The organism is Burkholderia sp. ZZQ-2 (assembly GCF_050768715.1).
In the GTDB taxonomy this organism is placed as follows: Bacteria; Pseudomonadota; Gammaproteobacteria; order Burkholderiales; family Burkholderiaceae; genus Burkholderia; species Burkholderia cepacia.
The window spans coordinates 36,305-61,246 of the sequence record NZ_LDVA01000385.1; the positions used below are offsets into that span (position 1 = coordinate 36,305).

Annotated in this window: 29 protein-coding genes; 10 read left to right on the top strand and 19 right to left on the bottom strand. The window is 63.3% G+C overall.

Annotation, left to right across the window (positions count from 1 at the left end; all coding sequences use genetic code 11):
* Positions 1–2: 2 nt before the first annotated feature.
* Entirely contained in the window at positions 3–836 is an 834-nt protein-coding gene (locus ABY44_RS39145) for an ABC transporter permease (protein WP_027787482.1), read from the top strand.
* Between the two features lie 37 nt (positions 837–873).
* Here ABY44_RS39145 and ABY44_RS39150 read toward each other — a convergent pair whose 3' ends face one another.
* The 4 genes from ABY44_RS39150 to ABY44_RS39165 form a co-directional block, all read right to left on the bottom strand.
* Positions 874–1,296 (bottom strand): hypothetical protein, encoded by a 423-nt coding sequence (locus tag ABY44_RS39150; RefSeq protein ID WP_027787483.1) that lies wholly within the window; start codon positions 1,294–1,296, stop codon positions 874–876.
* A gap of 101 nt (positions 1,297–1,397) precedes the next feature.
* Entirely contained in the window at positions 1,398–2,456 is a 1,059-nt protein-coding gene (locus tag ABY44_RS39155; RefSeq protein WP_060172134.1) for a permease, read from the bottom strand.
* On the bottom strand, positions 2,453–3,580 hold the full coding sequence (gene mnmH, locus ABY44_RS39160; RefSeq protein ID WP_027787485.1) for a tRNA 2-selenouridine(34) synthase MnmH: 1,128 nt from the start codon (positions 3,578–3,580) through the stop codon (positions 2,453–2,455). Before mnmH ends, ABY44_RS39155 begins: the two co-directional genes overlap by 4 nt.
* A gap of 64 nt (positions 3,581–3,644) precedes the next feature.
* Positions 3,645–4,598 carry a LysR family transcriptional regulator gene (locus tag ABY44_RS39165; RefSeq protein ID WP_060172132.1) on the bottom strand — a complete coding sequence of 318 codons (954 nt, stop codon included), beginning with the start codon at positions 4,596–4,598 and terminating at the stop codon, positions 3,645–3,647.
* A 166-nt stretch (positions 4,599–4,764) separates the two neighbouring features.
* Between ABY44_RS39165 and ABY44_RS39170 the strand changes: the two genes are divergently transcribed.
* On the top strand, positions 4,765–6,186 hold the full coding sequence (locus ABY44_RS39170) for a M20 family metallopeptidase (RefSeq protein WP_431643584.1): 1,422 nt from the start codon (positions 4,765–4,767) through the stop codon (positions 6,184–6,186).
* Positions 6,187–6,221: 35 nt separating this feature from the next.
* Positions 6,222–7,508 carry an MFS transporter gene (locus ABY44_RS39175; RefSeq protein WP_060172128.1) on the top strand — a complete coding sequence of 429 codons (1,287 nt, stop codon included), beginning with the start codon at positions 6,222–6,224 and terminating at the stop codon, positions 7,506–7,508.
* Between the two features lie 77 nt (positions 7,509–7,585).
* On the opposite strand, the gene ABY44_RS39180 is transcribed toward ABY44_RS39175, so the two are convergent.
* Both ABY44_RS39180 and ABY44_RS39185 read right to left on the bottom strand, forming a co-directional pair.
* The gene (locus ABY44_RS39180) at positions 7,586–8,638 is read right to left on the bottom strand and encodes an NADP(H)-dependent aldo-keto reductase (RefSeq protein ID WP_060172127.1); all 1,053 of its coding nucleotides are present in this window, start codon (positions 8,636–8,638) and stop codon (positions 7,586–7,588) included.
* A 147-nt stretch (positions 8,639–8,785) separates the two neighbouring features.
* Complete coding sequence (locus ABY44_RS39185; protein ID WP_059700144.1) at positions 8,786–9,223, bottom strand: PaaI family thioesterase; 438 nt, start codon at positions 9,221–9,223, stop codon at positions 8,786–8,788.
* Positions 9,224–9,392: 169 nt separating this feature from the next.
* Between ABY44_RS39185 and ABY44_RS39190 the strand changes: the two genes are divergently transcribed.
* Both ABY44_RS39190 and ABY44_RS39195 read left to right on the top strand, forming a co-directional pair.
* Complete coding sequence (locus tag ABY44_RS39190; protein WP_060084825.1) at positions 9,393–9,881, top strand: winged helix-turn-helix transcriptional regulator; 489 nt, start codon at positions 9,393–9,395, stop codon at positions 9,879–9,881.
* Between the two features lie 334 nt (positions 9,882–10,215).
* Positions 10,216–10,839 (top strand): phospholipase D family protein, encoded by a 624-nt coding sequence (locus ABY44_RS39195; RefSeq protein ID WP_060172125.1) that lies wholly within the window; start codon positions 10,216–10,218, stop codon positions 10,837–10,839.
* Positions 10,840–10,941: 102 nt separating this feature from the next.
* On the opposite strand, the gene ABY44_RS39200 is transcribed toward ABY44_RS39195, so the two are convergent.
* Positions 10,942–11,169, bottom strand: coding sequence for a hypothetical protein (locus ABY44_RS39200; RefSeq protein ID WP_060172123.1), 228 nt, complete (start codon positions 11,167–11,169; stop codon positions 10,942–10,944).
* Between the two features lie 264 nt (positions 11,170–11,433).
* Here ABY44_RS39200 and ABY44_RS39205 point away from each other — a divergent pair, with 264 nt between their 5' ends.
* Entirely contained in the window at positions 11,434–12,405 is a 972-nt protein-coding gene (locus ABY44_RS39205; protein WP_059700139.1) for a GGDEF domain-containing protein, read from the top strand.
* A 51-nt stretch (positions 12,406–12,456) separates the two neighbouring features.
* On the opposite strand, the gene ABY44_RS39210 is transcribed toward ABY44_RS39205, so the two are convergent.
* From ABY44_RS39210 to ABY44_RS39230, 5 genes are all read right to left on the bottom strand, one after another.
* A complete protein-coding gene (locus ABY44_RS39210) occupies positions 12,457–12,930 on the bottom strand; it encodes a VOC family protein (protein ID WP_060172120.1) in 474 nt (157 codons plus the stop codon).
* 164 nt (positions 12,931–13,094) lie between these two features.
* On the bottom strand, positions 13,095–13,637 hold the full coding sequence (locus ABY44_RS39215) for a hypothetical protein (RefSeq protein WP_060172323.1): 543 nt from the start codon (positions 13,635–13,637) through the stop codon (positions 13,095–13,097).
* 178 nt (positions 13,638–13,815) lie between these two features.
* Complete coding sequence (locus ABY44_RS39220; protein ID WP_060172320.1) at positions 13,816–14,058, bottom strand: hypothetical protein; 243 nt, start codon at positions 14,056–14,058, stop codon at positions 13,816–13,818.
* Positions 14,059–14,247: 189 nt separating this feature from the next.
* Positions 14,248–14,556, bottom strand: a complete 309-nt coding sequence (locus tag ABY44_RS39225; protein ID WP_048020799.1) for a phosphatidylserine/phosphatidylglycerophosphate/cardiolipin synthase — start codon at positions 14,554–14,556, stop codon at positions 14,248–14,250.
* 47 nt (positions 14,557–14,603) lie between these two features.
* Positions 14,604–15,047, bottom strand: a complete 444-nt coding sequence (locus tag ABY44_RS39230; RefSeq protein WP_431643585.1) for a VOC family protein — start codon at positions 15,045–15,047, stop codon at positions 14,604–14,606.
* A gap of 26 nt (positions 15,048–15,073) precedes the next feature.
* On the opposite strand from ABY44_RS39230, the gene ABY44_RS39235 reads away from it, so the two are divergent.
* A complete protein-coding gene (locus ABY44_RS39235) occupies positions 15,074–15,826 on the top strand; it encodes a DUF695 domain-containing protein (protein ID WP_059700135.1) in 753 nt (250 codons plus the stop codon).
* A 421-nt stretch (positions 15,827–16,247) separates the two neighbouring features.
* Here the strand turns inward: ABY44_RS39235 and ABY44_RS39240 are convergent, their stop codons facing one another.
* Both ABY44_RS39240 and ABY44_RS39245 read right to left on the bottom strand, forming a co-directional pair.
* Positions 16,248–16,874 carry a hypothetical protein gene (locus ABY44_RS39240; protein ID WP_059700133.1) on the bottom strand — a complete coding sequence of 209 codons (627 nt, stop codon included), beginning with the start codon at positions 16,872–16,874 and terminating at the stop codon, positions 16,248–16,250.
* Positions 16,875–17,083: 209 nt separating this feature from the next.
* Positions 17,084–17,506 carry a hypothetical protein gene (locus ABY44_RS39245; protein WP_060172118.1) on the bottom strand — a complete coding sequence of 141 codons (423 nt, stop codon included), beginning with the start codon at positions 17,504–17,506 and terminating at the stop codon, positions 17,084–17,086.
* A gap of 325 nt (positions 17,507–17,831) precedes the next feature.
* Between ABY44_RS39245 and ABY44_RS39250 the strand changes: the two genes are divergently transcribed.
* The gene (locus ABY44_RS39250) at positions 17,832–18,302 is read left to right on the top strand and encodes a plasmid fertility inhibition factor family protein (RefSeq protein WP_060172116.1); all 471 of its coding nucleotides are present in this window, start codon (positions 17,832–17,834) and stop codon (positions 18,300–18,302) included.
* A gap of 69 nt (positions 18,303–18,371) precedes the next feature.
* Here ABY44_RS39250 and ABY44_RS39255 read toward each other — a convergent pair whose 3' ends face one another.
* Positions 18,372–18,887 carry a GNAT family N-acetyltransferase gene (locus ABY44_RS39255; RefSeq protein WP_060172114.1) on the bottom strand — a complete coding sequence of 172 codons (516 nt, stop codon included), beginning with the start codon at positions 18,885–18,887 and terminating at the stop codon, positions 18,372–18,374.
* A gap of 691 nt (positions 18,888–19,578) precedes the next feature.
* Here ABY44_RS39255 and ABY44_RS39260 point away from each other — a divergent pair.
* Positions 19,579–20,097 (top strand): VUT family protein, encoded by a 519-nt coding sequence (locus ABY44_RS39260; RefSeq protein ID WP_059682734.1) that lies wholly within the window; start codon positions 19,579–19,581, stop codon positions 20,095–20,097.
* A gap of 250 nt (positions 20,098–20,347) precedes the next feature.
* Here the strand turns inward: ABY44_RS39260 and ABY44_RS39265 are convergent, their stop codons facing one another.
* The 4 genes from ABY44_RS39265 to ABY44_RS39280 form a co-directional block, all read right to left on the bottom strand.
* Positions 20,348–20,734 (bottom strand): hypothetical protein, encoded by a 387-nt coding sequence (locus tag ABY44_RS39265; protein ID WP_155637879.1) that lies wholly within the window; start codon positions 20,732–20,734, stop codon positions 20,348–20,350.
* A gap of 1,059 nt (positions 20,735–21,793) precedes the next feature.
* On the bottom strand, positions 21,794–22,537 hold the full coding sequence (locus tag ABY44_RS39270) for a hypothetical protein (RefSeq protein ID WP_431643586.1): 744 nt from the start codon (positions 22,535–22,537) through the stop codon (positions 21,794–21,796).
* A gap of 33 nt (positions 22,538–22,570) precedes the next feature.
* Positions 22,571–23,269 carry a hypothetical protein gene (locus ABY44_RS39275; RefSeq protein WP_431643587.1) on the bottom strand — a complete coding sequence of 233 codons (699 nt, stop codon included), beginning with the start codon at positions 23,267–23,269 and terminating at the stop codon, positions 22,571–22,573.
* Positions 23,270–23,691: 422 nt separating this feature from the next.
* Positions 23,692–24,363, bottom strand: coding sequence for an SOS response-associated peptidase family protein (locus ABY44_RS39280; RefSeq protein ID WP_431643588.1), 672 nt, complete (start codon positions 24,361–24,363; stop codon positions 23,692–23,694).
* Between the two features lie 81 nt (positions 24,364–24,444).
* Here ABY44_RS39280 and ABY44_RS39285 point away from each other — a divergent pair, with 81 nt between their 5' ends.
* Positions 24,445–24,909, top strand: coding sequence for a hypothetical protein (locus tag ABY44_RS39285; protein WP_431643635.1), 465 nt, complete (start codon positions 24,445–24,447; stop codon positions 24,907–24,909).
* Positions 24,910–24,942 lie beyond the last annotated feature (33 nt).

Here is a 24,942-nt window from a genome sequence, read left to right on the forward strand (position 1 = left end):
TCATGGACGTGCGCAACTATTCCGCCACCGCCCCGTCGGCACCGCCACGCGTGTCACGCTTCGCGATCGCGATGCCCGCGAACGCAACCAACTGGATCGCCGTCTGGCGGCGCAACTATCTCGTCTGGCGCAAGCTCGCGCTCGCGTCGATGTTCGGCAATCTTGCCGATCCGATGATCTATCTGTTCGGCCTGGGGTTCGGGCTCGGCCTGATGCTCGGCCATGTCGACGGCGTGTCGTATATCGCATTCCTCGCGGCCGGTACGGTCGGCTCGAGCGTGATGATGTCCGCGAGCTTCGAGTCGATGTATTCGGGTTTCTCGCGGATGCACGTGCAGCGCACGTGGGAAGCGATCATGCATACGCCGCTTGCGCTCGGCGACATCGTGCTCGGCGAGATCGTCTGGGGGGCCAGCAAGGCGATGCTGTCGGGGGCCGCGATCATGCTCGTCGCGGGGGCGCTCGGCTATGCGCAGTTTCCGTCGATGCTCGCGGCGCTACCCGTGATCGCGCTCGCGGGCCTCGCGTTCGCAAGCGTCGCGATGATCGTCACGGCGCTCGCACCGTCCTACGATTTCTTCATGTTTTATCAGACGCTCGTGCTGACGCCGATGCTGCTGCTGTCGGGCGTGTTCTTCCCGACCACGCAGCTGCCGCCGATCGCGCGGCACGCGGCGCAGGCACTGCCGCTCGCGAACGCCGTGGAGCTGATCCGGCCCGCGATGCTCGGCCGGCCGGCGACCGACGTCGCGCTGCATGTCGCGGTGCTCGCCGGCTACGCGATCGGCGGGTTCCTGCTGTCCGCCTGGCTGTTCCGGCGGCGGATGATGCGCTGACGGCCGGCGCACCGGGCGCCGGCTTCATGCGACGACGTTACTCGTCGTCGTCGCTCCACGGGATCTCGACGTCGGTCAGGAACGCCACGGTCGCGAGCGGGCCACCTTCCTGGCGGCCGAGCTTGCCGTCCGCGCGATGCCATTCGACGCGGAACTGCGTGCCCGGATCGTCGGCGACCAGATAAACCGAGCGCAGCTCTTCCTTGTCGGCCTCGTCCACCGGGCCGTCGAACGACACCAGCATCTTCTGCGGCCACAGGCCGTTGACCGGATCGTAAATGCGGTCGCCTTGCGGAATGTCGATGCTGGCCTCGACGCCGATCGTTGCGGAGGCCTCGATGATCATCGTGCCGAGTGCGTTCAGCACGGCAGTCGCCCGCGCGGAATTGGCCTGACGGATCGCGAGATCGCCGCGCGTCAGCGCCTTTTCGAGTCGAGGATGAATCTTCGGTTGGGTCATGCGTTTTCCTGTTTGCTTCTTGTAAATGGCGCCGCACGCGTGAAACGGCGGCGCCGGATGAATACGACGATTGCGCCCGGCCGGCGCACCGCTTGCGCGCGTCAGAACCCGAGCGCGATCGCGAGCAGGCCGCTCGCGATCCCGAACACGACGACGAGGATCGCGACGATGGCCAGCATGTAAGGCTTGAACGAACGCGCGAGCATCGCGAGCGACGGCACGCTGATCGGCGGCAGCGTCATCAGCAGCGCGGCGGCCGGGCCGACGCCCATGCCGAGCGACAGCATCGCCTGGATGATCGGCACCTCGCCCGCCGTCGGGATCACGAACAGCATGCCCGCGACCGCGAAGGCGACGATCCAGCCGAGATGATTGCCGATGTCCGGGCCGATATGCGGGAACAGCCATGCGCGCGCGGCGCCGAGCAGCAGCACGAGCACGATGTATTCGGGTACGAGCCGCACGGCCATGCGCGCGAGCAGCTTCATCCAGCGGACGAACGGATTGCCGGCCGCGGCCTGCTCGGCCGCCAGCGCGGCGAGCTGCGCATCGTCGATGCGGGCGTCTTCAGGGCGCGCGATCCGGTTCAGCAGATAGCCGATCCCGAATACCATCGCGACGCCCAGCACGAGGCGCAGCGCACTCCAGTGCCAGCCGAGCACGAAGCCCATGAAAACCAGCGCCGCCGGGTTCAGCACCGTGTTGCCGAGCCAGAACGCGACCGCGCCGCCCGGCGAGGCATGACGTGCACGCAGCCCCGCGACGACCGGCGCCGCGCAGCACGTGCACATCATGCCGGGCAGCGACAGCAGGCCGCCCGCGGCGACGCTGCCGAAGCCGGTGCGGCCGAGCACGCGCGCGACCCAGTGCGCGGGCAGCAGCGCCTGTACGGCCGAACCGAGCAGCAAGCCGAGCACCATCGCCTGCCAGATCGCCTTCCCGTACGCCCATGCGTAGTCGAGCGCGGCCTTCAGCGACGGCTCGGGCGCGGCCGCCGACGTGCCCATCAGGATCGACTGTCCGATCGAGTGATGCTCGGCGGCAACGAACGCCTTGTTGTAGTACGGGAACCATTTCACATAGAACAGCCCCGCGACCGCGATCAGCAGGAAGGTCATCCAGCCGAGTGCCGGATTGGGTTGGGTGCGTGTGGTCGTCATCGTGTGATCGTCGATTGGTTTTTGTCGGTGGCGGGCTTCACGCCTGCCGCAAGCGCGGCCGACGCGGGCAGCCCGGCCTGCGCGAGTTGCGCCAGCAGCGTGCGCGCCTGGTCGCACACATCGGCCGCGTTGGGCCGGAAGGTGAACGTCAGCGCCCGGTTCGGCTTGTTGTACGTCGCGCGATAAGTGCGCGCATAGGCGGGATCGTAATGCTTGTCGATCAGTTCGGTGAACAGTTCGGCACGCGCGCCGGCATCGATCAGCGCCTTCCAGTGCGTCACCTGTTCGCGGCTGTGCAGGCCGATCAGCCGGTGCAGCTGTGCCTTGAACGCGTCCGGTTCGTCGAACAGGTGCGCGTAATCGTCGAGGAGGAACGCGATGCGCTCGTCGTGCGCCGCGTCGACATGCACCCACGGCCCTGCGTGAAACGCTTCGATCAACGCGATCGGCAACTGCACGAGCCCGATCCTGCGGCTTTCCGACTCGACGAACACCGGCCATTCGGGGTCGAAACGCCCAAGTGTTTCGACGAGCCCCGAATCGAACCCCTTCTGCGCCGGCTGCGGCTTGCCCGGCAGCGCGCCGAGCAGCGAACCGCGATGGCACGCGAGCGCCTCGAGATCGAGCGTCTGCGCGCCCGCGTCGCGCAGCGCGTTCAGCAGGCGCGTCTTGCCGCAGCCCGTATGGCCGACGAGCGCGATGTAGCGAAAGCGCGTCGGCAGCGAGTCGAGCGTCGCGCATACCGACTGGCGGTATGACTTGTAGCCGCCGTCGAGCTGGCGCGCCTTCCAGCCGATCAGGTTGAACCAGGTCGTCATCGAGCCCGAGCGCTTGCCGCCGCGCCAGCAGTAGATCAGCGGCCGCCAGTTGCGCGGCCGGTCGGCGAACGTCGTGTCGAGATGACGCGCGATGTTGCGTGCCACCATCGCCGCGCCGACGCGCGTCGCCTCGTACGGCGACACCTGCCGGTACATCGTGCCGACGAGCACGCGCTCCTCGTTGCTGAGCACGGGCGCGTTCAGCGCGCCGGGGATATGATCCTCGGCGAACTCGAGCGGCGTGCGCACGTCGATGATCTCGTCGAACTCGCCGGCGCGATCGAGGGTGACAATCAGGTTCTTCAATTTGGCGTCGAACAGGGGCGATGCGGCTCGATGAGCCGCATGGGCACGGAAGGCGGATTGGCGATTATCTCACGGGCCGGCGTCTCGGGCCGCGCGCGGCGGCCGGCGGCGGCGATGCGGCCTGCATCGCGTCGATCAGATGGTCGCGGAACGCGCGAACCGACGCGGGCAGATCGCGCCCCGCCATCGTCTGTACCTGGATGCTGCGCTCGCGCAACTGCGGGTTCGTCACGGGCACGACGACGAAGCCGTCCGCGGCGCAGCGGTCGCGCACCGACAGCAGCCCCGTGAACATCACCGCGCCCGTGCGCCGCGCATAACCGTACATCGCCGCCGTGTTGTTGCTCGTCAGTTCAGGCTCGAGCAGCAGCCCGTCGAGCGCGCATGCGATGTCGATCAACTGGCGCACCGTGGTGCCGGCCTCGGGCAGCACGTGCGGGTGACGCGCGACATCGGCGAGCGACACCGCTTCACGCGTCGCGAGCGGATGGTCACGTCGCACCAGCGCGAAGATCGGCGCGCGCTCGGTATGCTCGACGCGCACGCCCTTCTCCGGCGCGAGGCTGAAGCTCAACGCGATGTCCACGTCGCCGTCGCGCACGCGCCGCGTCGCGTCCGCCGGCGACACGACCCACACCGAGAAATCGACGCCCGGATGACGCGCCTTGAAGCGCGCGAGCGTGCCGGGCAGGAAATCGATCGCGAACCCTTCCGAGCAGGCGATCTTCAGCAGGCTGCCGTGCAGCGCGTCGAGCCCGCCGATGTCCTTCATCACGTGCTCGGCCTCCAGCAGGCTGCGCTGCGCGAACGCCAGAAGCCGCTCGCCGGCCTCCGACAGCGCCATCCCGCGCGGCCGGCGCTCGAACAGCGGTGCGCCGAGCTCGCTCTCGAGTTTCGCGATCTGGCGGCTGATCGCCGAGACGGCCACGTGCAGCCGCGCGGACGCGTCGCTGATCGAACCGGTGCGCGCCACCTCGACGAAATACCGCAACGCCAGGCCATGCAGGAAAGCCGCCATCGTTCTGTCTCCACCCGGCTGCCGGCCGCGCTGCTTTGCCTTTTCGGCAAAGAAAGGTTCGAAATTCGATCATTGTGACAAAAAAAACGGCTTTCTAGAATCGATCGCACTTCACGCTGCACACACGATCCGCGGCGTGCAGCGAACCCGACAGAGGAGACACGACTTGAGCCGTACCGCCGCCATCCAGCACGCGCTGAACCAGTTCGAATCCTGTGCGTTCTTCACGACCCTGAGCCGCCGCGTCGGCTTGCGAACCGAAAGCCAGGAGAGCGGCAACGGTGCCGCGCTGCGCGCCTACCTGACCGACGAGATCGCACCCGAGGCCGCGCGCCTCGGCTTCACGTCGCGGATCGTCGACAATCCCGTCGACGGCGGCGGCCCGTTCCTGCTCGCATCGCGCCACGAAGACGATGCACTGCCGACCGTGCTGATCTACGGCCACGGCGACGTCGTGCGCGGCTACGACGCGCAGTGGCGCGCACCGCTGTCGCCGTGGACGCTGACGGCCGACGGCGACCGCTGGTACGGCCGCGGCAGCGCCGACAACAAGGGCCAGCACACCATCAACCTGGCCGCGCTGGCGAGCGTGCTCGATGCGCGCGGCGGCCGGATGGGCTTCAACGCGAAGCTGCTGATCGAGATGGGCGAGGAAACGGGTTCGCCGGGCCTCGACGCACTGTGCCGTCAGGAGCGCGATGCGCTCGCGGCCGACGTGCTGATCGCGTCCGACGGCCCGCGCATCGCGGCCGCGCGCCCCACGGTGTTCCTCGGCTCGCGCGGCTCGGTCAATTTCAAGCTGAGCCTGCGCGCCCGTGACGGCGCGCATCACTCCGGCAACTGGGGCGGGCTGCTGCGCAATCCGGCGATCGTGCTCGCGCACGCACTCGCGAGCCTCGTCGACGCGCGCGGCGCGATTCGCGTCGCGGGGCTGCGTCCGCCGCCGATCCCGGCCGCCGTGCGCGAGGCGCTCGCCGATCTCTGCGTCGGCGGCGGCCCCGGCGATCCGGCGCTCGACGCCGGCTGGGGCGAGCCCGGCCTCACCGCGCCCGAGCGTGTGTTCGGCTGGAACACGTTCGAGATCCTCGCATTCAAGGCCGGCAACCCCGAGCACCCCGTCAATGCGATCCCGCCCGCCGCGTATGCGCACTGCCAGTTGCGCTTCGTCGTCGGCACCGACTGGCAGGCGCTGCATGCGCACCTGCGCACGCACCTCGATGCGCACGGCTTCGCCGACATCGAGATCGACGTCGAGCGCGGTGCACCGGCGACGCGCGTGTCGCCGGACGATCCGTGGGTCCGCTGGGCGGTCGCGTCGCTGGCGCGGACCACCGGCAAGAAACCCGCGATCCTGCCGAATCTCGGCGGCACGCTGCCGAACGAAGTGTTCGCCGACACGCTCGGGCTGCCGACCCTGTGGGTACCCCATTCGTACCCCGCGTGCTCGCAGCACGCGCCCGACGAGCACCTGCTCGCGAGCGTCGTCAGCGAGGGGCTGCAGATGATGGCCGGCCTCTTCTGGGATCTCGGCGAGGACGCCCCGACCGTTCGCCGCGCGGCGCCCGCCGCGGCCGGCGCCACCCTGTAACGCGCTTCGCCCCTTTCACGGGATCTGCCCACACGATGAACACGACCCCCCTGACCTCGCGGGAAGCCGCCCACCCCAGCGCCGCGAAGATCCGGCGCATCATCTTCGCGGCGTCGATCGGCAACGCACTCGAATGGTTCGACCTGATCGTCTACGGCTTCTTCGCGGTGACGATCGCCAAGCTGTTCTTCCCCGCCACAAGCGAAGCGACGTCGCTGATGCTCACGCTCGGCACGTTCGGGCTGTCCTACCTGATCCGGCCGATCGGCGGCTTCGTGCTCGGCGCGTACGCGGATCGCGCGGGCCGCAAGGCGTCGCTGCTGCTGTCGATCGCGATGATGATGGCCGGCACGCTGCTGATCGCGTCGATGCCGACCTATGCATCGATCGGCATACTTGCGCCGCTCGGGATCATGTTGTCACGGCTGATGCAGGGCTTTTCCGCGGGCGGCGAATTCGCGAGCTCGACCGCGTTCCTCGTCGAGCACGCGCCGCAGCGGCGCGGTTTCATGTCGAGCTGGCAGTTCGCGAGCCAGGGCCTCGCGACGCTGCTCGCGTCGGGCTTCGGTGCGCTGCTGACGTCCACGCTGACAACCGCGCAACTCGAAAGCTGGGGCTGGCGCGTGCCGTTCCTGTTCGGGCTCGCGATCGGCCCGGTCGGGCTGTACATCCGCCGTTACGTCGACGAAGGCGTCGAGTTCAAGACGCAGGCACGCTCGGAAGCGCCGGTGCGCGAACTGTTCGCGGATCAGAAGCTGCGGCTGCTGCTGTCGATCGGCGCGCTCGTGATCTCGACCGCGATCAACTACATGGTGCTGTACATGCCGACCTATGCGATCAAGCAGCTCGGCCTGCCCGCGTCGACGGGCTTCGCGGCGACGCTCGCGACCGGTTTCGTACTCACGCTCGTCACGCCGGTCGTCGGCCACCTGTCCGATCGCACGGGGCGGATCCGCATGATGGCGGCCGCGGCCATGCTGATGCTCGTCAGCGTGTGGCCGACGTTCGCCTGGCTCACGCGCCACGCGTCGTTCGCAACGATGCTCGCCGCACTGGTCTGGATCGGCGCGCTGAAGGCGATGTACTGCGGCGCGCTGCCGGCGCTGATGGCCGAGCTGTTCCCGTCGCAGACGCGCGCAACGGGGCTCGCGGTCAGCTACAACACGGGGGTCACGCTGTTCGGCGGCTTCGCGCCGTTCGTCATCACCTGGCTGATCAGCGCAACCGGCAACCGGCTGTCGCCGGCGCTCTACCTGATGGGGTGTGCGGTGCTGAGCCTCGTCGCGCTGTTCGTCGCGCGCACCCGGCTCAAGATGCGATAACGGAAGAAACGACGGCGCGGCGACGCGCCGCCGGTGCGGCCCGGCGCGGCATCGTCGCCGCGCGGGCCGCGCGCCGTTTACGGCGCCGGGTTCGGCTGCCGTTCGTGCAGCGCATCGATCTCGGCGAGGATCTCGTCGGACAGCTTCACGTCGACGCTGCCGATGTTCTCCTTCAACTGCTCGAGCGACGTCGCGCCGACCAGGTTGCTGCGCACGAACGGCCGGCTGTTGACGAACGCCAGCGCGAGCTGCGCGGGCGACAGCCCGTGACGCCGCGCGAGCGCGACATAGCGCGACGTCGCCTCGACGGCCTGCGGCTTGCTGTAGCGCTGGAAACGCTCGAACAGCGTGATGCGCGCACCGGCCGGACGCGCACCGTTCTCGTACTTGCCGGACAGCCAGCCGAACGCGAGCGGCGAATACGCGAGCAGGCCGACGCCGTCACGATGCGTGAACTCCGACAGCCCGTTCTCGAACGTGCGATTCACCAGGCTGTACGGATTCTGGATGCTCGCGATGCGCGGCAGCCCGAGCATCTCGGCCGCGCGCAGGAACTGCGCGACGCCCCATGGCGTTTCGTTCGACACGCCGATCGCGCGTACCTTGCCGGCCTTCACGAATTCCGCGAGCACGCCGAGGGTTTCCTCGATCGGCACCGTGTAGGCGTCGTCGACCCACGGATAGGCGGGACGGCCGAACGTCGTCGTGCTGCGGTCGGGCCAGTGCAGCTGATAAAGATCGACGTAGTCGGTCTGCAGGCGCTTGAGGCTGCCGTCGAGCGCTTCGGTCAGGTTCTTCCGGTCGAACTGGTTGCCTTCGCCGCGAATATGGCGCGGATTGTGCGGCTGCCGCGCCGGCCCCGCGATTTTCGTCGCAAGCACGATGCGCTCGCGCTGCGCGCGATGCTGCGCGAGCCACGTGCCGATGTACTGTTCGGTGCGCCCCTGCGTATCGGGCTTCGGCGGCACCGGATACATCTCCGCGGCATCGATCAGCGTCACGCCTTGCCCGATCGCGTAGTCGATCTGCTCGTGCGCATCGCGCTCCGAATTCTGCTCGCCCCACGTCATCGTGCCGAGGCCGATCAGGCTGACCTCGATGCCCGAATCGCCGAGTGTGCGGTATTCCATGCTGTTCCTGTCGCGTCAGTGGAAAGCAGAAACGCTATCACATTGAAGCGACCGCTTCAGACAGGTGCCGCACACGCTTACAGGCGGCCTTCGGTAAAGGTGCGAGCGTTCACGCGCAGGGCCCGAACGAAGGCATAGCAGCCCCCGTTACTGCGGCCGCTGGATGAAACAGGTCGCCGACGCATGCGCGACGATCTTGTCATCCGGCGTCTTCAGCGTGCCCTCGGCAACGCCCAGCGAACGCGACAGGTGAATCACACGCCCTTCCGCAACCAGCTCGACGTCGCGCGGCACGGGCCGCAGCATCTTCACATGCAGATCGACCGTACCGTAGCCTACGCCCGCATCAAGCATCGAATGCACCGCACACCCCGTGACCGAATCGAGCACCGTCGCCGCGAACCCGCCGTGCACGCCGCCGAGCGGGTTCAGGTGCCGGCCGTCCGCCCGCGCCGAAAATTTCACATAACCGAGCTCGACGTCGAGCGGACGCATCGGGATCGTCTCGGTAATCGACGCGAGCGGCGCATCGCCCGATACCGCTGCGCGCAGCAGATCGAGACCAGACAGGGAAAGCGGGTTCATCGGGTTGTCTCCGGGTTGAAAGCGCGTCGCCGCGCGAGTAAGTTCCAAATTGGAACTGATTATTCACAACGATCACGGTCGTTGTCAACGTGGCCGGGCTCGTTGCAGTCGAAGGCGGGTTCTATAATCGAGCCCGCTATTTCGCTGAACCGCCGCAAGAGACTCGACGATGAAATGGGATGACATCGGCACGCTGAACTGTTCGGTCGCGCGTACGCTTGCCGTGCTCGGCGACCGCTGGACCATGCTGATCCTCCGCAACGCGTTCCTCGGCTGCCGCCGTTTCGACGCGTTCCAGACCCAGCTCGGCGTCACGCGCCATGTGCTGGCGGAGCGGCTCGCGCGGCTCGTCGACGAAGGCGTGCTGGCCAAGCGCGCTTATCAGGAACGCCCGCCGCGTTTCGAATATCGTTTGACGGACAAGGGCCTCGACCTCTATCCGACCCTGCTTGCGCTGACCGCATGGGGAGACCGCTGGAAAGACGACGGCCAGGGGCCGCCAGTGCAGTTGCGTCACCGTACCTGCGGCCATCTGATGCACGCGGTCACCGTATGCTCGGCGTGCGGCGAGCCGCTCGACGCGCGCGACGTGCAGCCGGAGCGTGGCCCCGGATGGGTCGCAGCCGAAGCTGCCGGAAGGGCTGCGGCCGAGGACTGACGCATCGCGCATACTGGAGCGCGTGACGCACACGGATCGTTCGTTGCGTTCGCGTTGCTGTCGCCGGTTCCAGCGAGCCTACCTGGTTGCACTCTCGCACGGCTTGCACGCCGACACCCTGCTGCCACCGCACGCGCATTCACGCGCTGCCATCGCCCCCATCCGCCGATCGCCCCGATCGCACACACGGATCCCGCACAACGCAACTTTGCGTCACCGCCTCTGCCATCGCCGGTCTTCGCGATGCGTCATCCCGTTGCATCCGCACGTGACCGGGCCGCCACGTGTGCGTTACACTCACGGCCCGCTGTCTCGAAATTATTCGCTGTCCAAGATGTTGTCGCGCAATCGCCTCGCCGCTGCCTGTCTCGCCGCCTCCCTGCTCGCCACACCGTTCACCGCTTTCGGCAAGACGCAAAGCGAATCGCTGCTCCAGCAGGCGATCGACTTCGTGTCGCAGTGGCTACCGGCCCCCACTCACGAAGCGCCCGCAACACAGGTCGTCGAATCGGCATTTTCGCCCGATGGCGGTGCCGAAGCGCTGGTGCTGAAAGCGATCGGCGCCGCGCGCAGTTCGATCCGCGTCGCCGCCTATTCGTTCACGTCGCCGCCCGTCACGCGCGCACTGCTCGCCGCCAAGCGACGCGGTGTGAATGTCGCGGTGGTGGTCGACGACAAGGGCAATCGCGCAAAGAGCAGCAAGCAGGCGTTGAACCTGCTCGTCAACGCAGGCATCCCGACACGCACGATCGACGCCTATGCGATCCATCACGACAAGTACCTCGTGATCGACGCCGAGCACGTCGAAACGGGTTCGTTCAACTACAGCGCGTCGGCGGCCAGCCGCAATTCCGAGAACGTCGTCGTGGTGTGGAACAACCCGCAACTCGCGTCGCGCTATCTCACGCACTGGCAAAGCCGTTTCGACCAGGGCACGCCGTACCGCTCCAGCTACTGACACGCGCCGCGCTCACCCTCGCGTTCGATCCGCCGTATTGCAGATGATCGGCGAGCATCGCGCGAAGCTCAATTCGGCCGAATGGCCAACGCGTCGCCTTGCTTAATGGATTTCAGCCGTCCGCCCGGTCGCGGCACCGGCCTGCGTCATCGGCGTGCAGCGATTCGCATGCGCACCCGCGCCGCGTACCGACGACGTCGACAAGCCGCTGGCGCCGCCCGGCAGCGCGTTGCTCACACATACGACGCCGAACGCCAGCGTGTTCTGGACCATCGGATAAAGCAGATACAGCGCAAACGCGAGATAGCCCGCGTACAGAATTCGAACCATGGTGGAGTGGGAGGCGATGAACGATTGGACTCGCCCTGTTTACGGCACTGCGCCGGGCACCTTGAGACGTCGCGCACCGGATTGCGCATCGGGGCGAAACGCGGGCCCATGACGCCCGCTTCTCACCGCATCTGCAACGATCCGGGCCAGGCCGAAACCGCCCGCTTCCGGATTGCCGGAATGGCGATGCGCCGCGCAATGCGCGATACTGTCCGGCATACGATCCCGTGACCGGCCTCGCAGCCGGGACAAAGGACACGACCCATGCAAATTGCACCGAAACCGGCCGACGAGGCGGCCCGGCTCGATACGCTTCATTCGCTCTCGATCCTCGACACGCCGCCCGAAGAACGGTTCGATCGCCTGACGCGTCTTGCACGCAGGCTGTTCGACGTGCCGATCGCACTCGTCAGCCTCGTCGACGACGATCGCCAGTGGTTCAAGAGCCATGCCGGGCTCGACGTCACGCAAACGTCGCGCGACGTGTCGTTCTGCTCCCATGCGCTGCTCGCGGGCAATACGATGGTGATCCAGGATGCGCTGAACGACGATCGCTTCCACGACAATCCACTCGTCACCGGCGCGCCCGGCATCCGCTTCTACGCCGGCCGGCCGCTCGCGGCGCCGAACGGCGCGCCCATCGGTACGCTGTGCCTGATCGACACGCGGCCGCGCTCGCTCGAACCCGACGAGCTCGCGCTGCTCGGCGATCTCGCCCACATGACCGAACGCGAGATCGCCGCGCTGCATTTCGCGACCACCGACGAGCTCACCCAGCTGACGAACCGCCGCGGCTTCGAGATCCTGGCCCGCCACGTGCTGAGCCTGTGCGATCGCCTGAGTCGTCACGCGGTGCTGCTGTTCTTCGACCTGAACGATTTCAAGGCGATCAACGACCGCTTCGGCCATGCCGAGGGCGACCGCGCGCTCAAGGCATTTGCCGACACGCTGACGGGCGCACTGCGCGACAGCGACGTGATCGCACGGCTTGGCGGCGACGAGTTCGTCGTGCTGCTGAGTGCCACCGATCCGGCCGACGTCGCCGAGCCGGTCGACCGCGTGACGCAGGCGCTTGCGCTGCGCAACACGGCCGACGCGCGCGGCTATGACATCCGGTTCAGCGTCGGGCACGTCGACTACGACCCCGCGCACCATCACGACGTGGCCGGCCTGCTCGCATCGGCCGACCAGCGGATGTACGAGCACAAGCAGCGCGGCAGGTCGGCCGGCGCGTGAGCGCGGGCGCATGCCGCCGCCCTGCCGTTCAACTGCGGTGGCGCGGCTGTGTCAGTTGCCGCACGGCGGCGCGCTGGCCATCGCCTCCGCGATCTGCTCGGGCGTCAGGTCGCGCTGGTGCGTTGCGAGCGACCAGCGATGTCCGAACGGATCCTCGACCTGTCCGTAGCGGTCGCCCCAGAACATATCTGCGGCAGGAATCGTCACCGTCGCGCCGGCCGCGACCGCCTTCGCGATCGCCGCGTCCGTATCAGGCACGTACAGGTGCAGACAGACCGGCGTGCCTTTCAGGGCCTTCGGCCCGAGCGCGCCGTGTTCGGGCATTTCATCCACCAGCATCAGTGTCGAATCGCCAATCGCGAGGCACGCGTGCGCGAGCCGGCCGTCAGGCATCGCCAGGCGAAACTGTTCGCTCGCATTGAACGCGCGCTTGTAAAAGTCGATGGCTGCGGTTGCGCCGGCGCAGATCAGGTGCGGCGTCAGCGTACGCATCCCTTCCGGGATCGGTTTGACGGACGTGGACATGGGTGTCGCTCCTTCGGTCGGTTGTCGTATCGGAATCGGGACGGACGCGCGATGCGCACGCCTCCGATGCTACGACGGACGACCCCGGAGGAAATCGACACGGCGCCCTGCATTTTTTTTTGTTTTCTCGAGTATCAGGGCGCCCGGAGTCGCCGCATGGGGCGTCACCCGCCCGTTCGGTCGGCCTCGTTGTCCGGCATGCCGAACTGCCGCCGACATGCCTCGAGCAGTCCTGCCACCACATCGAGCGGAAGATCGGCAAACCGGGCAATCGGCAGCATCACGCCACCCGGCACCCTGGTGCGCGACGAATGCGCCGAGAACTGGTAGCCGATGTAGCGATTGCCTGCGACGCTGATGATCCGGAATTCGGTGACATCACGCCATGGCGTGGCGGGTTGTTCGCGTACGCCTCCGATCAGCCTGAAACCCGTCTCGTCGACATGCAGCACCATCCTGCGTCGCGACGACACGAAGAAGGCGGCCCCCGCCAGCGCCAGCAATCCGGCCAGCGCCGCTACCGGCCAGAGTGCCGGAGCGGCCGCATAACCGCACAGGCTTGCCGCGGCCAGCACCATGCACGCGATCGCCCTTCTTTTCAGGCTCCGGCTGTCAACCGCCAGCGTCACCGGCAACTGGCCGATGATCGTTCCCGCGACCGGATCGACGTGCCAGCCGGAATCGATGGATTCAAGTGCGTCTTTCATTGTGCGATCGCTCACCTCGACGGCCGCCGGGTGATCGAAGTTGGACACCCCGTCGATGCGCTGAAACGGTCGGCGTGCCGACGGGAAATGATCGTGATTGAAAAAGGTACGCATCGACGCACGGCAGCACGCACTCGTCCACGCGGAACGGGCAGTACGCGGCCGGCACCGGTCATATTCAGTTGCACACCTTGACGGTGCCGTTGGTCGTGCATTGACCGGTGGCCCAGTGACTCTGCCCTGCCAGATGAGGCGCCAGGCCGATGCCACGGATCGGTGCGGTTGGCGACGATGCCGGAACGGCTGCGGCCGCCGACGCGGTGTCGGGCGACGGCAGCGGAGGCGGCTCGGACGCCGTCTGGCAAGCCGACAGCGCCAGACAAAACGCGGATGCCCACGGAGCGATGAGGGATCTGGACATGATCTCGTACGCGTTTGCGAAGTTCGCTTCCGGTAACGGCTCGCTGAAGATCGCGTGGCCCGTCAAACCGTTCGGCACAACCGGCCATGCGGCACGACGATCGTCCAATACTACTCCTCGCGATCGACGTCGTGCGAGCTACCGTTCGGCCAGGTGCTGCCATTCATGTGACGGCGCATGCCGCTTCGGTCAGATTTGCGGCAGATCGCGCAACGTGCGCGATTCGTTCGTTGCATCGATGTCGAGCTCGATGCCTTCCGATGCATCGCGATACAGCACGCGTTTGAGCCGGGGCCCGATCGCGGTGGCGTCCGATGCCGAAAAGATTGCGCGGACATCGTTGCCGGACGCGAGCGCGCGCGCCACGTCCGCCACCGGCGCCTCGCTCGGCGTCGCCGCCCACGACCGGTCGGACGGATTCACGGCCGCCCAGCGCACGTGCGTCACGCGCGCGCTGAGCGGATCGATTCGCACACCATTCACCGCAAACATCGACATCGGCATCTCCTTCGAATATTTTTGCGGCCCGCCGTACCGATGCACGGTCACGGACGGCCCCAGATCTCGCAGACGTTTCCCGCCGGGTCCGCCACGGAAATCGCAACCGTGCCGTCGCCGTAGTCCCACTCGTTCAGGATGCCGACGCGGCACGACTCGAGCCGTGCGACGGCTTCCGACACATGCGCGACTTCAACGGCCAGCGCAATGCCATGGCCGGTCGGTCGAAACTCCGGATACGGAAACCTGCCGCCGCTGCCGGTGTGAACGGTCAGCGTTGCTCCGCCCATCACGAAGCGGTGCCACGGATTCCCCGCGGCCGACACGCCTTCGGAGTGAACCGGCAGCGCAAGCGCCAGACGGTAGAAATCCACCACCGCCCGAAAGCGATCGTCTTCGACCGGCACCAGGATGCCCAGACTCGCGATCACGTGCGCCCCTCCGGTCAACGCGATTTTCGATGATACATTGGGACGCTTTACAACCGTCAACAGACAATCGTGCACGGGAGAAACACATGACCGACGCCTGGGGAACCTTCCCTGCCAGAATGGGCGACCATCAGGCTTTCATCAGCTTCAACCACGACTTTGCGGAAATCGCGGAAGGCGATCCGCGCACGTCGCTGCTCAGCGTGCGCGTCCCCTTTGCGCATCCGACGCCGGAAGGCCTGCCGACCGGCGACGAATTCGCCGATCTCGCGAAGATCGAGGACCTGCTGGACGCCACGATCACGGCGAAAGGTGGTGTGCAGGTCGGCCGCATCACCGTCGACGGCCATCGGGATTTCCTTTTCTACGTATCGCTCGACGAAGAGGCCGCGGCGGAGATCATCGACGCGCTGGCCGATCAGACGACCTACGCGTTGCAGTACGCGCACCAGGACGATCCGGACAAGGAAGCGTACTGGCAGACGCTCTACCCGACCGACGACGACCGGCAGATCATGCGCGACATGCGCGTGCTGGACGAATTGCGGAAGAAAGGCGACGCCGGCGATGTCAGCCGGCGCGTGATGCACTGGGCGTACTTCCCCGACCAGAGCGACGCGCATCAGTTCGCGGACTGGGCCGAAGCGAAAGGCTATCCGGTCGAATCGGTCGCCCCCACCGAGGACGGCAAGTCGGCCGTACGGTTCTCGCACGAGGGCACCATGGCACTGGCCGACATCACGCGCCATACGGTCGCGATCAATCGCGAGGTACATTCGTTCGGAGGGGAATACGACGGATGGGAAACCAGTGTCGAACAGGCTGGCCGAGCGGGTTGACCTGCCCGCCGCAAGCGACGTGATGCAACGCATCCGGCGCAAAAAACATCCCGGCGGCATTGATGCGCGCCGCCGGGACCAAGGCATCACCGGCCGAAACCGGCGATGGGCCTGAGGGTTCGCTCAGGCACGAGGAAAGCGATACGTGCGGACCGGGCGATCGGATGCAGGGACACGCAACCGGTGCGATTGCGCTGCCCGCCGAACGCCTGTCCGGTTCCGCCGACGCGGCCTTGCGGCGTCGGACGGGCAAAAAGCCCCCGCTCCTGCGCGAGCGAGCGGGGAAATGGTTGACCGGGCCGGGGAAGAACGGTCAACCGGCCAGATTGTGAGCGCCGGCCGCGCAACGATCTGTGCGGCAACTCACCATTTGGTGACAATGCCGCGGCAACCGGCACGCTCGCGTGCCGCGCGGATCGCGTCACGGCCCGAGCGCGACGCCCGCGACCGGCGCGAGCAACACCACGATGACGGGCGACAGCACCACCGCCCCGATCATCATCACGCCGTCGGCCGCGAGCGTGACCGGGGTCGCGAGTACGCGCACGGCCTTGCCCGCCGTGGTGATGCGATCGGTGACGTCGATCTTGTACGAATGCGCAAACGACGACCACGTCTTGCCCTGTGCAAAACCATCGGCCAGATAACGCGAACCGGCCAGTTCACCCTTCATCTCCAGATCCCTGCTCCCGCGCATCGTGAAGCCGTCCTCCAGCGCGCGGTCCCAGCCCTCGTCGGTCATATCGGCGCGACGGAGCCGGAGCCGGAACTTGCCCGAGATCTTGCTGCCCTGCGCGACGAATTCATAGAGCGACGCGTTGATCGACTTGCGGTAGGGCGATGCCAGCACGGCACCGAGGTGCTCGGGCATATCGAAGATGTAGTGATATTTCTCGCCGAGCACGACGAATTTCTTGCCGTCCTCGCTGACGAGAAATCGGTCGACCGTCTCTTCATATCGGCCATCTTCGAACAGCATTGCCGTGCAGCCTGTCAGGCCGGCGGCGACAACGATCGCGCCCGCCGTCAGCAGCGCTCTTCTTTTCATGTCTGGAATTTGATCTTGTTTTAATGCAAGCGGATATCTTCAGGCCCGGCGCAAGTCTCCGTTAAGTCGCGGCTGCTGTCAAAGCAAGTTTATTCTATTTTTCCGATCGACACGATTCAGGCTTCATTTTTTCTGCATCTTTTTTTGAAACCATGTTTCGCGAACACAAGAGCCCGCATCATGACAGCCGGGTTTCGTCCTCATACCGGTCAGCTGAAAAGCCATTCGGCAACCATCTCGATCCAGTCGAGATCGCTGGCGATGTCGATGACGGTTTCGCCGACGATTTCGGCAGTCGATGTGGTCGATGTCGTTGACGCGTTCGATGCAGTCGATGCGCCCGTCACCAACGCGCCGGCAACGACCATATTCGCCTTCGCCATTTCCGCGGAAGCACCCAATCCCGGAGCGGCCAGCCGCTCCAGCCAGTCGACGATATTGGCACGCGCATCCTCTTCATCCGCGAAATCATTCCGCTCGAGATAGCGGTCGAATACGGTCCACGCAAGTGTCTTGCTTCGCGAATCGGATTCGAGATGCCAATCGACAACGCCCGTCCGACCGGACTCCCTGACTTCGAGCGTCGCGGTGAAACAGTAATCGAGATATTCGATCTCAAGTTTCGACGACATGGTTTTCTCCGGTCAATCCGCCCTCTCTGTTCTTGTGATCATCCGGGCTTGCCGGGTTTCGCGACACAGTGTGAATTCTGCATGAAATTCGCGCGACGGATCATTCCCGCTGGCGGGATCACGATATTCTCATAACCTGTCGATAACGATCGCCGACACATGACTGTACTCGATTTGCTTACCATTCCCCTCGGCGCTTTCGCTCTTGGTTCAGTTCTGCTGCAAGTCACCACGCTTTCCTGTACCGGGTATTGCCCTGCTTCGCCATCGCAATCGCACTGCTAAACTCCGGCCAAGACGGCCGCTTGCAATACCAGAGGAAAAAATGGCACTCGCCCGCGCACAAAAAAATGGCGTAGAGGTCTGGATTGTCCAGCTTCCCGGGCACACTCCGTATGCCCATACGCACCTCAAGCGGGTATTCTCGTGCGACGATACGCGACACAGGGTCGTGACGATCGACCTGCCGAAACTGCTGGCATGTGCCGACCGGGACACGACGGACTACGTGTTGCCGCCTGTTCTTTACTGGGCCCCAGGAAAAGCCGCGGGCATTCGCGAATTCCTCGATCCTGAACAGGACAGGATTCCGGACATGCCGTACATCACGTTTCGCGAGACGAGAACGCGAACGCTGCTCGGCATCCCCGGGCTGTCGAAGGTCGGCGTCGCGTCGTTCCGGAACGGCCAGCATCGCGCGCGCTATCTTGCCTATGCAGGTGCAACGACCCTGCCCGTCGAAGTGCACGAGACGGAAGCCGATTTGCTCGTGCAGTACTGCGGCGTGTCACCGTGAAGTACGTTCGGCTTTCGCCCGGCGATGGCCGCGCATCATGCGGCCGTTCGCTCGAATGTGGCCAGGTGGCTAGGCCTGTATCGCGTAGATCCGGTCGGTGACTTCCGTCTGGCCGATGCGGCTCGTTTCGATACCCGCCAGTTGCCATCCGTTGTGCTCGTAGAAACCGATCGCGCGCTCGTTGCCCGCCAATACCTTCAGATGGACCTGGTGCACGCCGAGCGTTCGCGCCCATGCACGGACGGCTTCGATCATGTGCTTGCCCGTGCCGCCTCCGTGATGCGAAGGATGGACGTGCAGGCAGTCGAGCAGCACGCCCAGCGCCGGATCGACGGGGCGCTCGGCACTGACGAACCCCACGGGCTCGCCGTCCGCCTCGGCGATCAGCACCAGGCCCCGCTCGTTTTCGTTGCGATCGAAATATTGCCGCCACCGAGTCGCATGTTCCGTCGGCACCTCGTCGGACAGGTAGGTCGCCGGCAAGATATGGCTGTATGCAGTTTGCCAGCTCAGCGTGTGCAGGCGGGCGATGTGCCGTGCGTCTTGCGCTGTCGCGGCACGCAGCGTGGCACGGGTTTCCGGCATCGGTGGTTACTCCTTCCACTTGTTCTCTTGATCGGGACGTCTCGCCGCGAAATATACCGCGTGGAGGCGCGCAAGGCTCAATGTCGCCACGCGCAGGTTATCGTCGCGTACCTTGCAAGTGCCGTCGCCGCACGTTGGCTCGTGATGTTTGCAGGCGCTCGCCTCCGTCACGCCTGACGCGATCGCGTCAGCAGTTGTCTGCCGGACGCCATGCAGGGTTCGTGCACCACTGCAGTTCGTTGCCAAAACAACGAGGCACAGGCAAAAAAAATCCCGACACTGTCATTGGCTGTCGGGATCGAACGGCCCTGCAAAGCATGAGGGCACGAGGAAGTCGATACGTTACACCAATGTAAGACTGTTGCGCGCTGTCGGCTCGCGCCAAGTCCCTGTCTCATTCCGCCATAAACGAAAAAAGCCTGCTCACGCGAAACGCGAGCAGGCAAGAAAGCGGATCAGCATTCGAGGCACGAGGGCTGTCCAGAAAAGATAACGGCACCGGGAGCGAGAACCTTAGTCGAAAAAGGAAATTGCGCAACATCACGTCGACTGAATACGGCCATACAATCTCGCGTCGACGATGGATTGCCGAATACCGGCGGCACTGTGGCGATATCCTGTCCAATCGGCCATGTATGGCAAACTTCGGCTCCGAATCGACGCAGCGCGCACTCTTTACCGCAGGGGAATCATGTACGTCTTGATCTATATCGCAGCGGTCGCCGTCGCCAACCTGATGGTCGCTCATTTCGGGCCGGCTGCTACACCGATCATCGCGTTCCTGCTGATCGGCCTCGATCTCGCGATTCGAGACCGGCTCCACCTCGATTGGCGAGGCCGCGCGCTTTGGTCGCGAATGTTTGCGTTGATCGCGGCCGCCGGTGTCGTCAGTTATGCACTCAATCCCGCCGCCAAGGAAATCGCCGTCGCGTCCCTGGTGGCGTTCGGTTCGGCAGCCGTGGCGAGCGCAGTCGTGTTTCAACTCGCACGTCGCTTTCCGATACTGGCGCGCGCAAACGGCGCGAACGTCGCGGGCGCGGCTGTCGACTCCATCATCTTTCCGCTTATTGCGTTCGGGGCCGTGTTTCCGACGATCGCCGCGTTGCAGTTCGTCGCCAAGGTGGCTGGCGGCGCCTTGTGGTCGTGGGTGGTGTTTCGAAACACTCGATCGGTTCAGGCGGGAATCGCGAGCAATGTGGTCGATCGTTGAGGACGGGTTTGCTTTTCGCGGCATTCGCTACGTTCGAATGCGCGTCTGGCAGGACGCCCAAAAGCAACAATCCCGACCTGTTGCGCCGTACTCCATCGCCATGCGCTTGCCGTCCGAATAGCGGCGACGACGTTTTGATAGATGAAGGCCGAAGCGCATCCAGCATCTTGCGCCAGCTTCAGCGCCTGACTCACCTGCTCAAGAAAGGGAAACAGCGCGATGACGTTGCGAGGATGACGCGGATCGGAACCTATCGGGCGGGAACCCTGGCCAAGCGTCTTACAAGCAGTGCTGCAAGCACCTCCAGCTGATACACGATCGCCACGACGTTGTACGCGATGAGGGCAAAGTCACCAAAATCCACCGGGTGCATGTGATAACCGATTCGGTGGTTATCGATGATTTTTTCGAACGAGGCAATGGCCGACGGCAAGCTGACGACGCTCCCGCAGATCAACAGAACGCTGACTCCCGCAACGTATTTGATTCGCGCCTTTTGCGGCAAAACGCAAGTTGCGAGAAGCAAGCCGATGCCGCCTGCGGTGGAAAAAAGAAAAGACCACGCTATAGGCCAATCCACGGCCCAATCCAGCAAAAAATGGATAAACACAAGCCACGACAAGATCAGCAGGGGCATCGCCGGCGCGACTCCAGCGAGCAGATAAAACGACGCCCTCACCACCCTGAGAGTCGTCATAACCGTAATCTTTGGCCTTGAATCGGTTTGCCGTTCCGTTGTCTGGGCAACGGGTTTACTCTTTGACCGCATGGATTCCCCGAGAAGCCTCGAATTCCAAATCCTGTGGAGCCCATCAATTTACCGTAGAACGCCGCTCCGCCAATAGCGCGCGCAAAACGCAACCGGAAATTTGACCGCCCGCTCCTTTCGGCGCATTGGCGCGGCTGCGTTCATTCACTCGGATTCCCGGCACCGCAATTTTCGACTGCACGAAGTACGGCACTCGGCATGTCTACGCGATCGCGATACCGTCGGCCGGAATGCCCCCCGCTCGTGTGAGCGATGCAGCTCAAGCACGACTTCGAGTTGTTCCCGACTGGATGCTCAAAATGGATGGATGGCGAGCAGAACGCTCTGGAGGGAGACGACGAGGCTCGAATCGACGCTATTGCGCCTGATTGCCTCCCGCAAAGCAAAACAGGCGCCTAGGCGCCTGTTTTGTTAATGCATTCGGTGGGGTGGCTGATGGGACTCGAACCCACGACGACAGGAATCACAATCCTTATACATTTTTCATATATATCAATACGTTAGCGTCAAACATTGGAACATGTGGCGCCGGCAATACATTCTCTGGTAAGAGGCGGCATCCCGATCTTCCAGAAAAATTTGCTCGCTTCGGAGACGGTTTGCACACCATCCCGGGCACCCGGACGGCACTGAAGATCCTCGCGCAGCGTCGACGAATGACTAGCACGACCGTCCTTTCAAACGTCCACCGGACCACCGCTTGGCCTACGGCTTAGAAGAACGGCAGATTGAAAATTGAAGGAAACGAAAGCGATGTAAAATCAACGACTTAAAGCGATAGCCAACTCCTAACAGGCGGCGCTTTCGTACCCACTTTTGCCGTTTCGTAGGCACTTAGGGCACAGAGTGGGCACACCCAAGCCTCCGACTTTCGCGTCGGTTTCCCGCCATAGAAATACAGGCCGCAATCGCGGCCTGACAAATCGGTCATTTCTCGGGTTCACACTTCTGAGGGACAAGCGCCGGATGCTTCGGCTTGTTGATTCCTTTTGAAGAATGACTGGCAGGTAAATTTTCGTGCATCACGCAATTTGAAATCTGCGCGTGATTATCTACAAAAACTTGAGTCGATCCGCCGTCTTTCGACGAATCTTTCTCTTTATCTTTTTCCGGCGAAGGCACGTAAGTAAGATATGCATGAATAAGCCCAAGCCCCAAGATGCCAAATGCCACAACCGCAATCCACTTGACAATTCTAAAGGTTGGCTCCCCTCTTTTCACGCGCTTCCATTCCTCACTCAGGACTGATTTCGTCGTGTCCAGCAACTCCTTTGTAAGGCGCTCCTCCTCACTTTTTCGATTGCCACCCGTATACGCAGCTATCAGCCCCCCTCTGAAATTGGATACCTGACGAATCAATTCCGCGTGCTCTTTAGGGTTCAATCGCAAAACTATTCGATGCTCGACCGACTGTAGACCCTGTATTAGTTCGAAATTATCGTCAAGGAATTTTTTCTGTTCGTCCGGCTTCCCTGCCTTAGATCGATATAACGCCGTAACCTCCGTCGCACCAGAAATGAATTGCGAAACATCTTTTCGAAGCTCATCAATCCAAGTTTGACGAAACTCTGAGGTTTTCTGCTCTTTCGTCAGCACCGTGGATACAAACACCACGAGCCCGGCGATAGCCGCGGCGACAATTGAGCCAACTGCGGCATCAGGCAACTGCATAAGCAAGCCCCCTTTAATAATTAGGGCACATCCTTACGAATCATCCCTCAATATTGCAAGAAAATACATATCACCAGCGCGCCGATCAAACGCTCCGTATTCATATATGGGGCAAGCGATTATGGTGAATTTTACGGGATTCCGCTTTTTCAGATAACCCCTCAAACTCGAAAATCCCCTGTCAGTATGAATATGAAGATTAAATTCCTTCTTTGATATCAAATTTAGCGCCTTCGCCTTTGATATGCCACCATTCCCGGAATCCAAACTACGAAGTGTAATGGGTATTTCAACCGGATCGCCCAGAGTTCGAATAGAAACGACCTCGTGAAATGCGGCTGATGTGCGGTGATCAAAAACAAATGTTGACAGCGCTCGCTCGGCAGACAAGGAAACCTCCACATAGCTTCCGTCTCCTTCGCGCGCTCGAATGGCCGACGCTATTTGATCGAACTCCTTGACAATAGACCTATCACCATAAGCTCTAGTCTGACGAGCATCCACTTGATCGAAAAAATCTTGATACGGAATAGGTTCCTGCGCCCCTGCCTTATAATTTATTAATCTTTGCTCTACTTGATCGACCAAATTTTCTCGCTCGATCTGATCAGGCGCCTGCGCCTGCTCATATGCTGGCGTTACGGCACCATCAATTCTCTTAACGATTTCACCGCTATCATCGTCGCTACCCAATAAATCCGCAATGAATCCACCCTCACGGGTTTGGTTCATCAAAAATTCTGTCGACTCATAATCCGAACGCCGAAGCCTAGCATTCTTTACAATACCAGAAGTCTTTATATCGAGATAGGCCCTATCTATTGATGCCTGAATATGACCAAGAGTCTTAGTGAATGTGCGCAATTGAATTGCGTGATTCTTCGCGATTGGCCCATCGAAATGGATTGAAATTTTACTCTTTCTCATAATACCCCGACGAGGAGCGACCCCTCGGCCTCATAGTTGCGTTAGAATTATTCAAACTGCGACTGGAGGATAGCACATTACAACAAACAGAGTTCAAACGCGATAGTGTGATTTTTAGCGGACCAATTCACGTTCGCATTATTACAATATCAGCATTCGATTGGACCAAAAAGCTTTCCCCTTCCTTACACCGCGAAGCGTTATGCTGAAAATGGCGTGACGCTGAATCACTTCGGCTCGGCAGCCATCTCGTCGGCCGGATAGAACTGCAACATTGCACGCACTGCCTCAATGTTCGGCGTCGTCAGCCACTCCTCCCAGTCGTCGGGCCGCAGGATAACGACCGCGCGCTTCTCGTCGTCCGGCTTGTGCATCCGAGAAAAAATCGGGTGCCCCTCGCCATTCACCGTGATCATGGACATCGTGTGATGCTCAGCCCCGTCCGGGCTCGTCAGCGTTCGCCAAATGCCAGCGACGCACATCGTTCGCCAGTCGGTCAACCCGATCCGGTGCCACACGTTCTTCCCCGTCTCGTAGCACGGCTCGTAGATCCAGTCGGCCGGGATCAAGCAACGGCGCCCGGCGCGCCAGGCCGGCCCGTACAACGGCGACTTCCCGAGGTTGTCGTCGCGCACGTTCATGGTGCTGCGCATGATCGGCGGCTTCCGGCCCTGCTCCTTCGCCTTTTCGATGTTGGCCTTCTGCAGCGCTCGCGGCCAGAAGCCGAAGCCGGCCGCCAATGGTCTGAGCTTTCCGTCGACATTCGCGACGATCGGCGCGAGGTAGTCCTGGTAGATCTCCGGCTTCCACGGGAAGTCGCGGTACAGGTCGCTGAACGGCTCGATCCTCAGTTCGCGGATCTCGTAGTCCTCGTGCGGCGCTCGGTAGTTTGTACACATCGCCCGTCCCCATTTTTCCGGCCTTGACTAGGGTAGCTTATCGCGAAATATACTGTGCTTTTATACAGTGGTGATGGCGTGATCAAGCCGGAGTGGGCTTACATCTGGGAGTACGTGTTCCAAGGCGACAAGACGCGCCGGAGGACGCCTATCGAGCTCACGAAGCAGGAATTTGAACTGTGGATCGATCAGGACGAGAGGTCGACGTTCCTGAGCTCGTGCACGCCGATCGAGGCCACCCGAATTGATCGCAACCGCGTGCCGCTCACGGATCCGCGCTTCAAGTTGAAGCCCAAGATGCCGGAATTTGATGCGCCGACCGATGCCGAGCTGCGAGCCCTATGGCGCGAGTACACGGACTTGCAGGTGCGATGGCTGATCCTCGAGATTCTTGCTCTTCGAAAATCGCTGGACAGGGTTCAGGAGTGGTTCGACTACGTCGACAAGAACATCCCCGACCGCGGGGAGCTGAGCGGTGGGAATGGAAAATTTCAGGAGCTGCGCCACCTTCTCCGGAAGGAAAAGGGGCGCGCCGGGATGATGTGACGCGCAGCAGCCATGGCTGCGAGCTCGCCAATT

What these genes read in the sequence shown, in the direction of transcription:
- ABY44_RS39145 (WP_027787482.1), top strand. Translation starts at nt 3, where the DNA reads ATGGACGTGCGCAACTATTCCGCCACCGCCCCGTCGGCACCGCCACGC.
- ABY44_RS39150 (WP_027787483.1), bottom strand. Translation starts at nt 1,296, where the DNA reads ATGACCCAACCGAAGATTCATCCTCGACTCGAAAAGGCGCTGACGCGC.
- ABY44_RS39155 (WP_060172134.1), bottom strand. Translation starts at nt 2,456, where the DNA reads ATGACGACCACACGCACCCAACCCAATCCGGCACTCGGCTGGATGACC.
- ABY44_RS39165 (WP_060172132.1), bottom strand. Translation starts at nt 4,598, where the DNA reads ATGGCGGCTTTCCTGCATGGCCTGGCGTTGCGGTATTTCGTCGAGGTG.
- ABY44_RS39175 (WP_060172128.1), top strand. Translation starts at nt 6,222, where the DNA reads ATGAACACGACCCCCCTGACCTCGCGGGAAGCCGCCCACCCCAGCGCC.
- ABY44_RS39180 (WP_060172127.1), bottom strand. Translation starts at nt 8,638, where the DNA reads ATGGAATACCGCACACTCGGCGATTCGGGCATCGAGGTCAGCCTGATC.
- ABY44_RS39185 (WP_059700144.1), bottom strand. Translation starts at nt 9,223, where the DNA reads ATGAACCCGCTTTCCCTGTCTGGTCTCGATCTGCTGCGCGCAGCGGTA.
- ABY44_RS39190 (WP_060084825.1), top strand. Translation starts at nt 9,393, where the DNA reads ATGAAATGGGATGACATCGGCACGCTGAACTGTTCGGTCGCGCGTACG.
- ABY44_RS39195 (WP_060172125.1), top strand. Translation starts at nt 10,216, where the DNA reads ATGTTGTCGCGCAATCGCCTCGCCGCTGCCTGTCTCGCCGCCTCCCTG.
- ABY44_RS39200 (WP_060172123.1), bottom strand. Translation starts at nt 11,169, where the DNA reads ATGGTTCGAATTCTGTACGCGGGCTATCTCGCGTTTGCGCTGTATCTG.
- ABY44_RS39205 (WP_059700139.1), top strand. Translation starts at nt 11,434, where the DNA reads ATGCAAATTGCACCGAAACCGGCCGACGAGGCGGCCCGGCTCGATACG.
- ABY44_RS39210 (WP_060172120.1), bottom strand. Translation starts at nt 12,930, where the DNA reads ATGTCCACGTCCGTCAAACCGATCCCGGAAGGGATGCGTACGCTGACG.
- ABY44_RS39215 (WP_060172323.1), bottom strand. Translation starts at nt 13,637, where the DNA reads ATGAAAGACGCACTTGAATCCATCGATTCCGGCTGGCACGTCGATCCG.
- ABY44_RS39220 (WP_060172320.1), bottom strand. Translation starts at nt 14,058, where the DNA reads ATGTCCAGATCCCTCATCGCTCCGTGGGCATCCGCGTTTTGTCTGGCG.
- ABY44_RS39225 (WP_048020799.1), bottom strand. Translation starts at nt 14,556, where the DNA reads ATGTCGATGTTTGCGGTGAATGGTGTGCGAATCGATCCGCTCAGCGCG.
- ABY44_RS39235 (WP_059700135.1), top strand. Translation starts at nt 15,074, where the DNA reads ATGACCGACGCCTGGGGAACCTTCCCTGCCAGAATGGGCGACCATCAG.
- ABY44_RS39240 (WP_059700133.1), bottom strand. Translation starts at nt 16,874, where the DNA reads ATGAAAAGAAGAGCGCTGCTGACGGCGGGCGCGATCGTTGTCGCCGCC.
- ABY44_RS39245 (WP_060172118.1), bottom strand. Translation starts at nt 17,506, where the DNA reads ATGTCGTCGAAACTTGAGATCGAATATCTCGATTACTGTTTCACCGCG.
- ABY44_RS39250 (WP_060172116.1), top strand. Translation starts at nt 17,832, where the DNA reads ATGGCACTCGCCCGCGCACAAAAAAATGGCGTAGAGGTCTGGATTGTC.
- ABY44_RS39255 (WP_060172114.1), bottom strand. Translation starts at nt 18,887, where the DNA reads ATGCCGGAAACCCGTGCCACGCTGCGTGCCGCGACAGCGCAAGACGCA.
- ABY44_RS39260 (WP_059682734.1), top strand. Translation starts at nt 19,579, where the DNA reads ATGTACGTCTTGATCTATATCGCAGCGGTCGCCGTCGCCAACCTGATG.
- ABY44_RS39265 (WP_155637879.1), bottom strand. Translation starts at nt 20,734, where the DNA reads ATGCCCCTGCTGATCTTGTCGTGGCTTGTGTTTATCCATTTTTTGCTG.
- ABY44_RS39270 (WP_431643586.1), bottom strand. Translation starts at nt 22,537, where the DNA reads ATGCAGTTGCCTGATGCCGCAGTTGGCTCAATTGTCGCCGCGGCTATC.
- ABY44_RS39275 (WP_431643587.1), bottom strand. Translation starts at nt 23,269, where the DNA reads ATGAACCAAACCCGTGAGGGTGGATTCATTGCGGATTTATTGGGTAGC.
- ABY44_RS39280 (WP_431643588.1), bottom strand. Translation starts at nt 24,363, where the DNA reads ATGTGTACAAACTACCGAGCGCCGCACGAGGACTACGAGATCCGCGAA.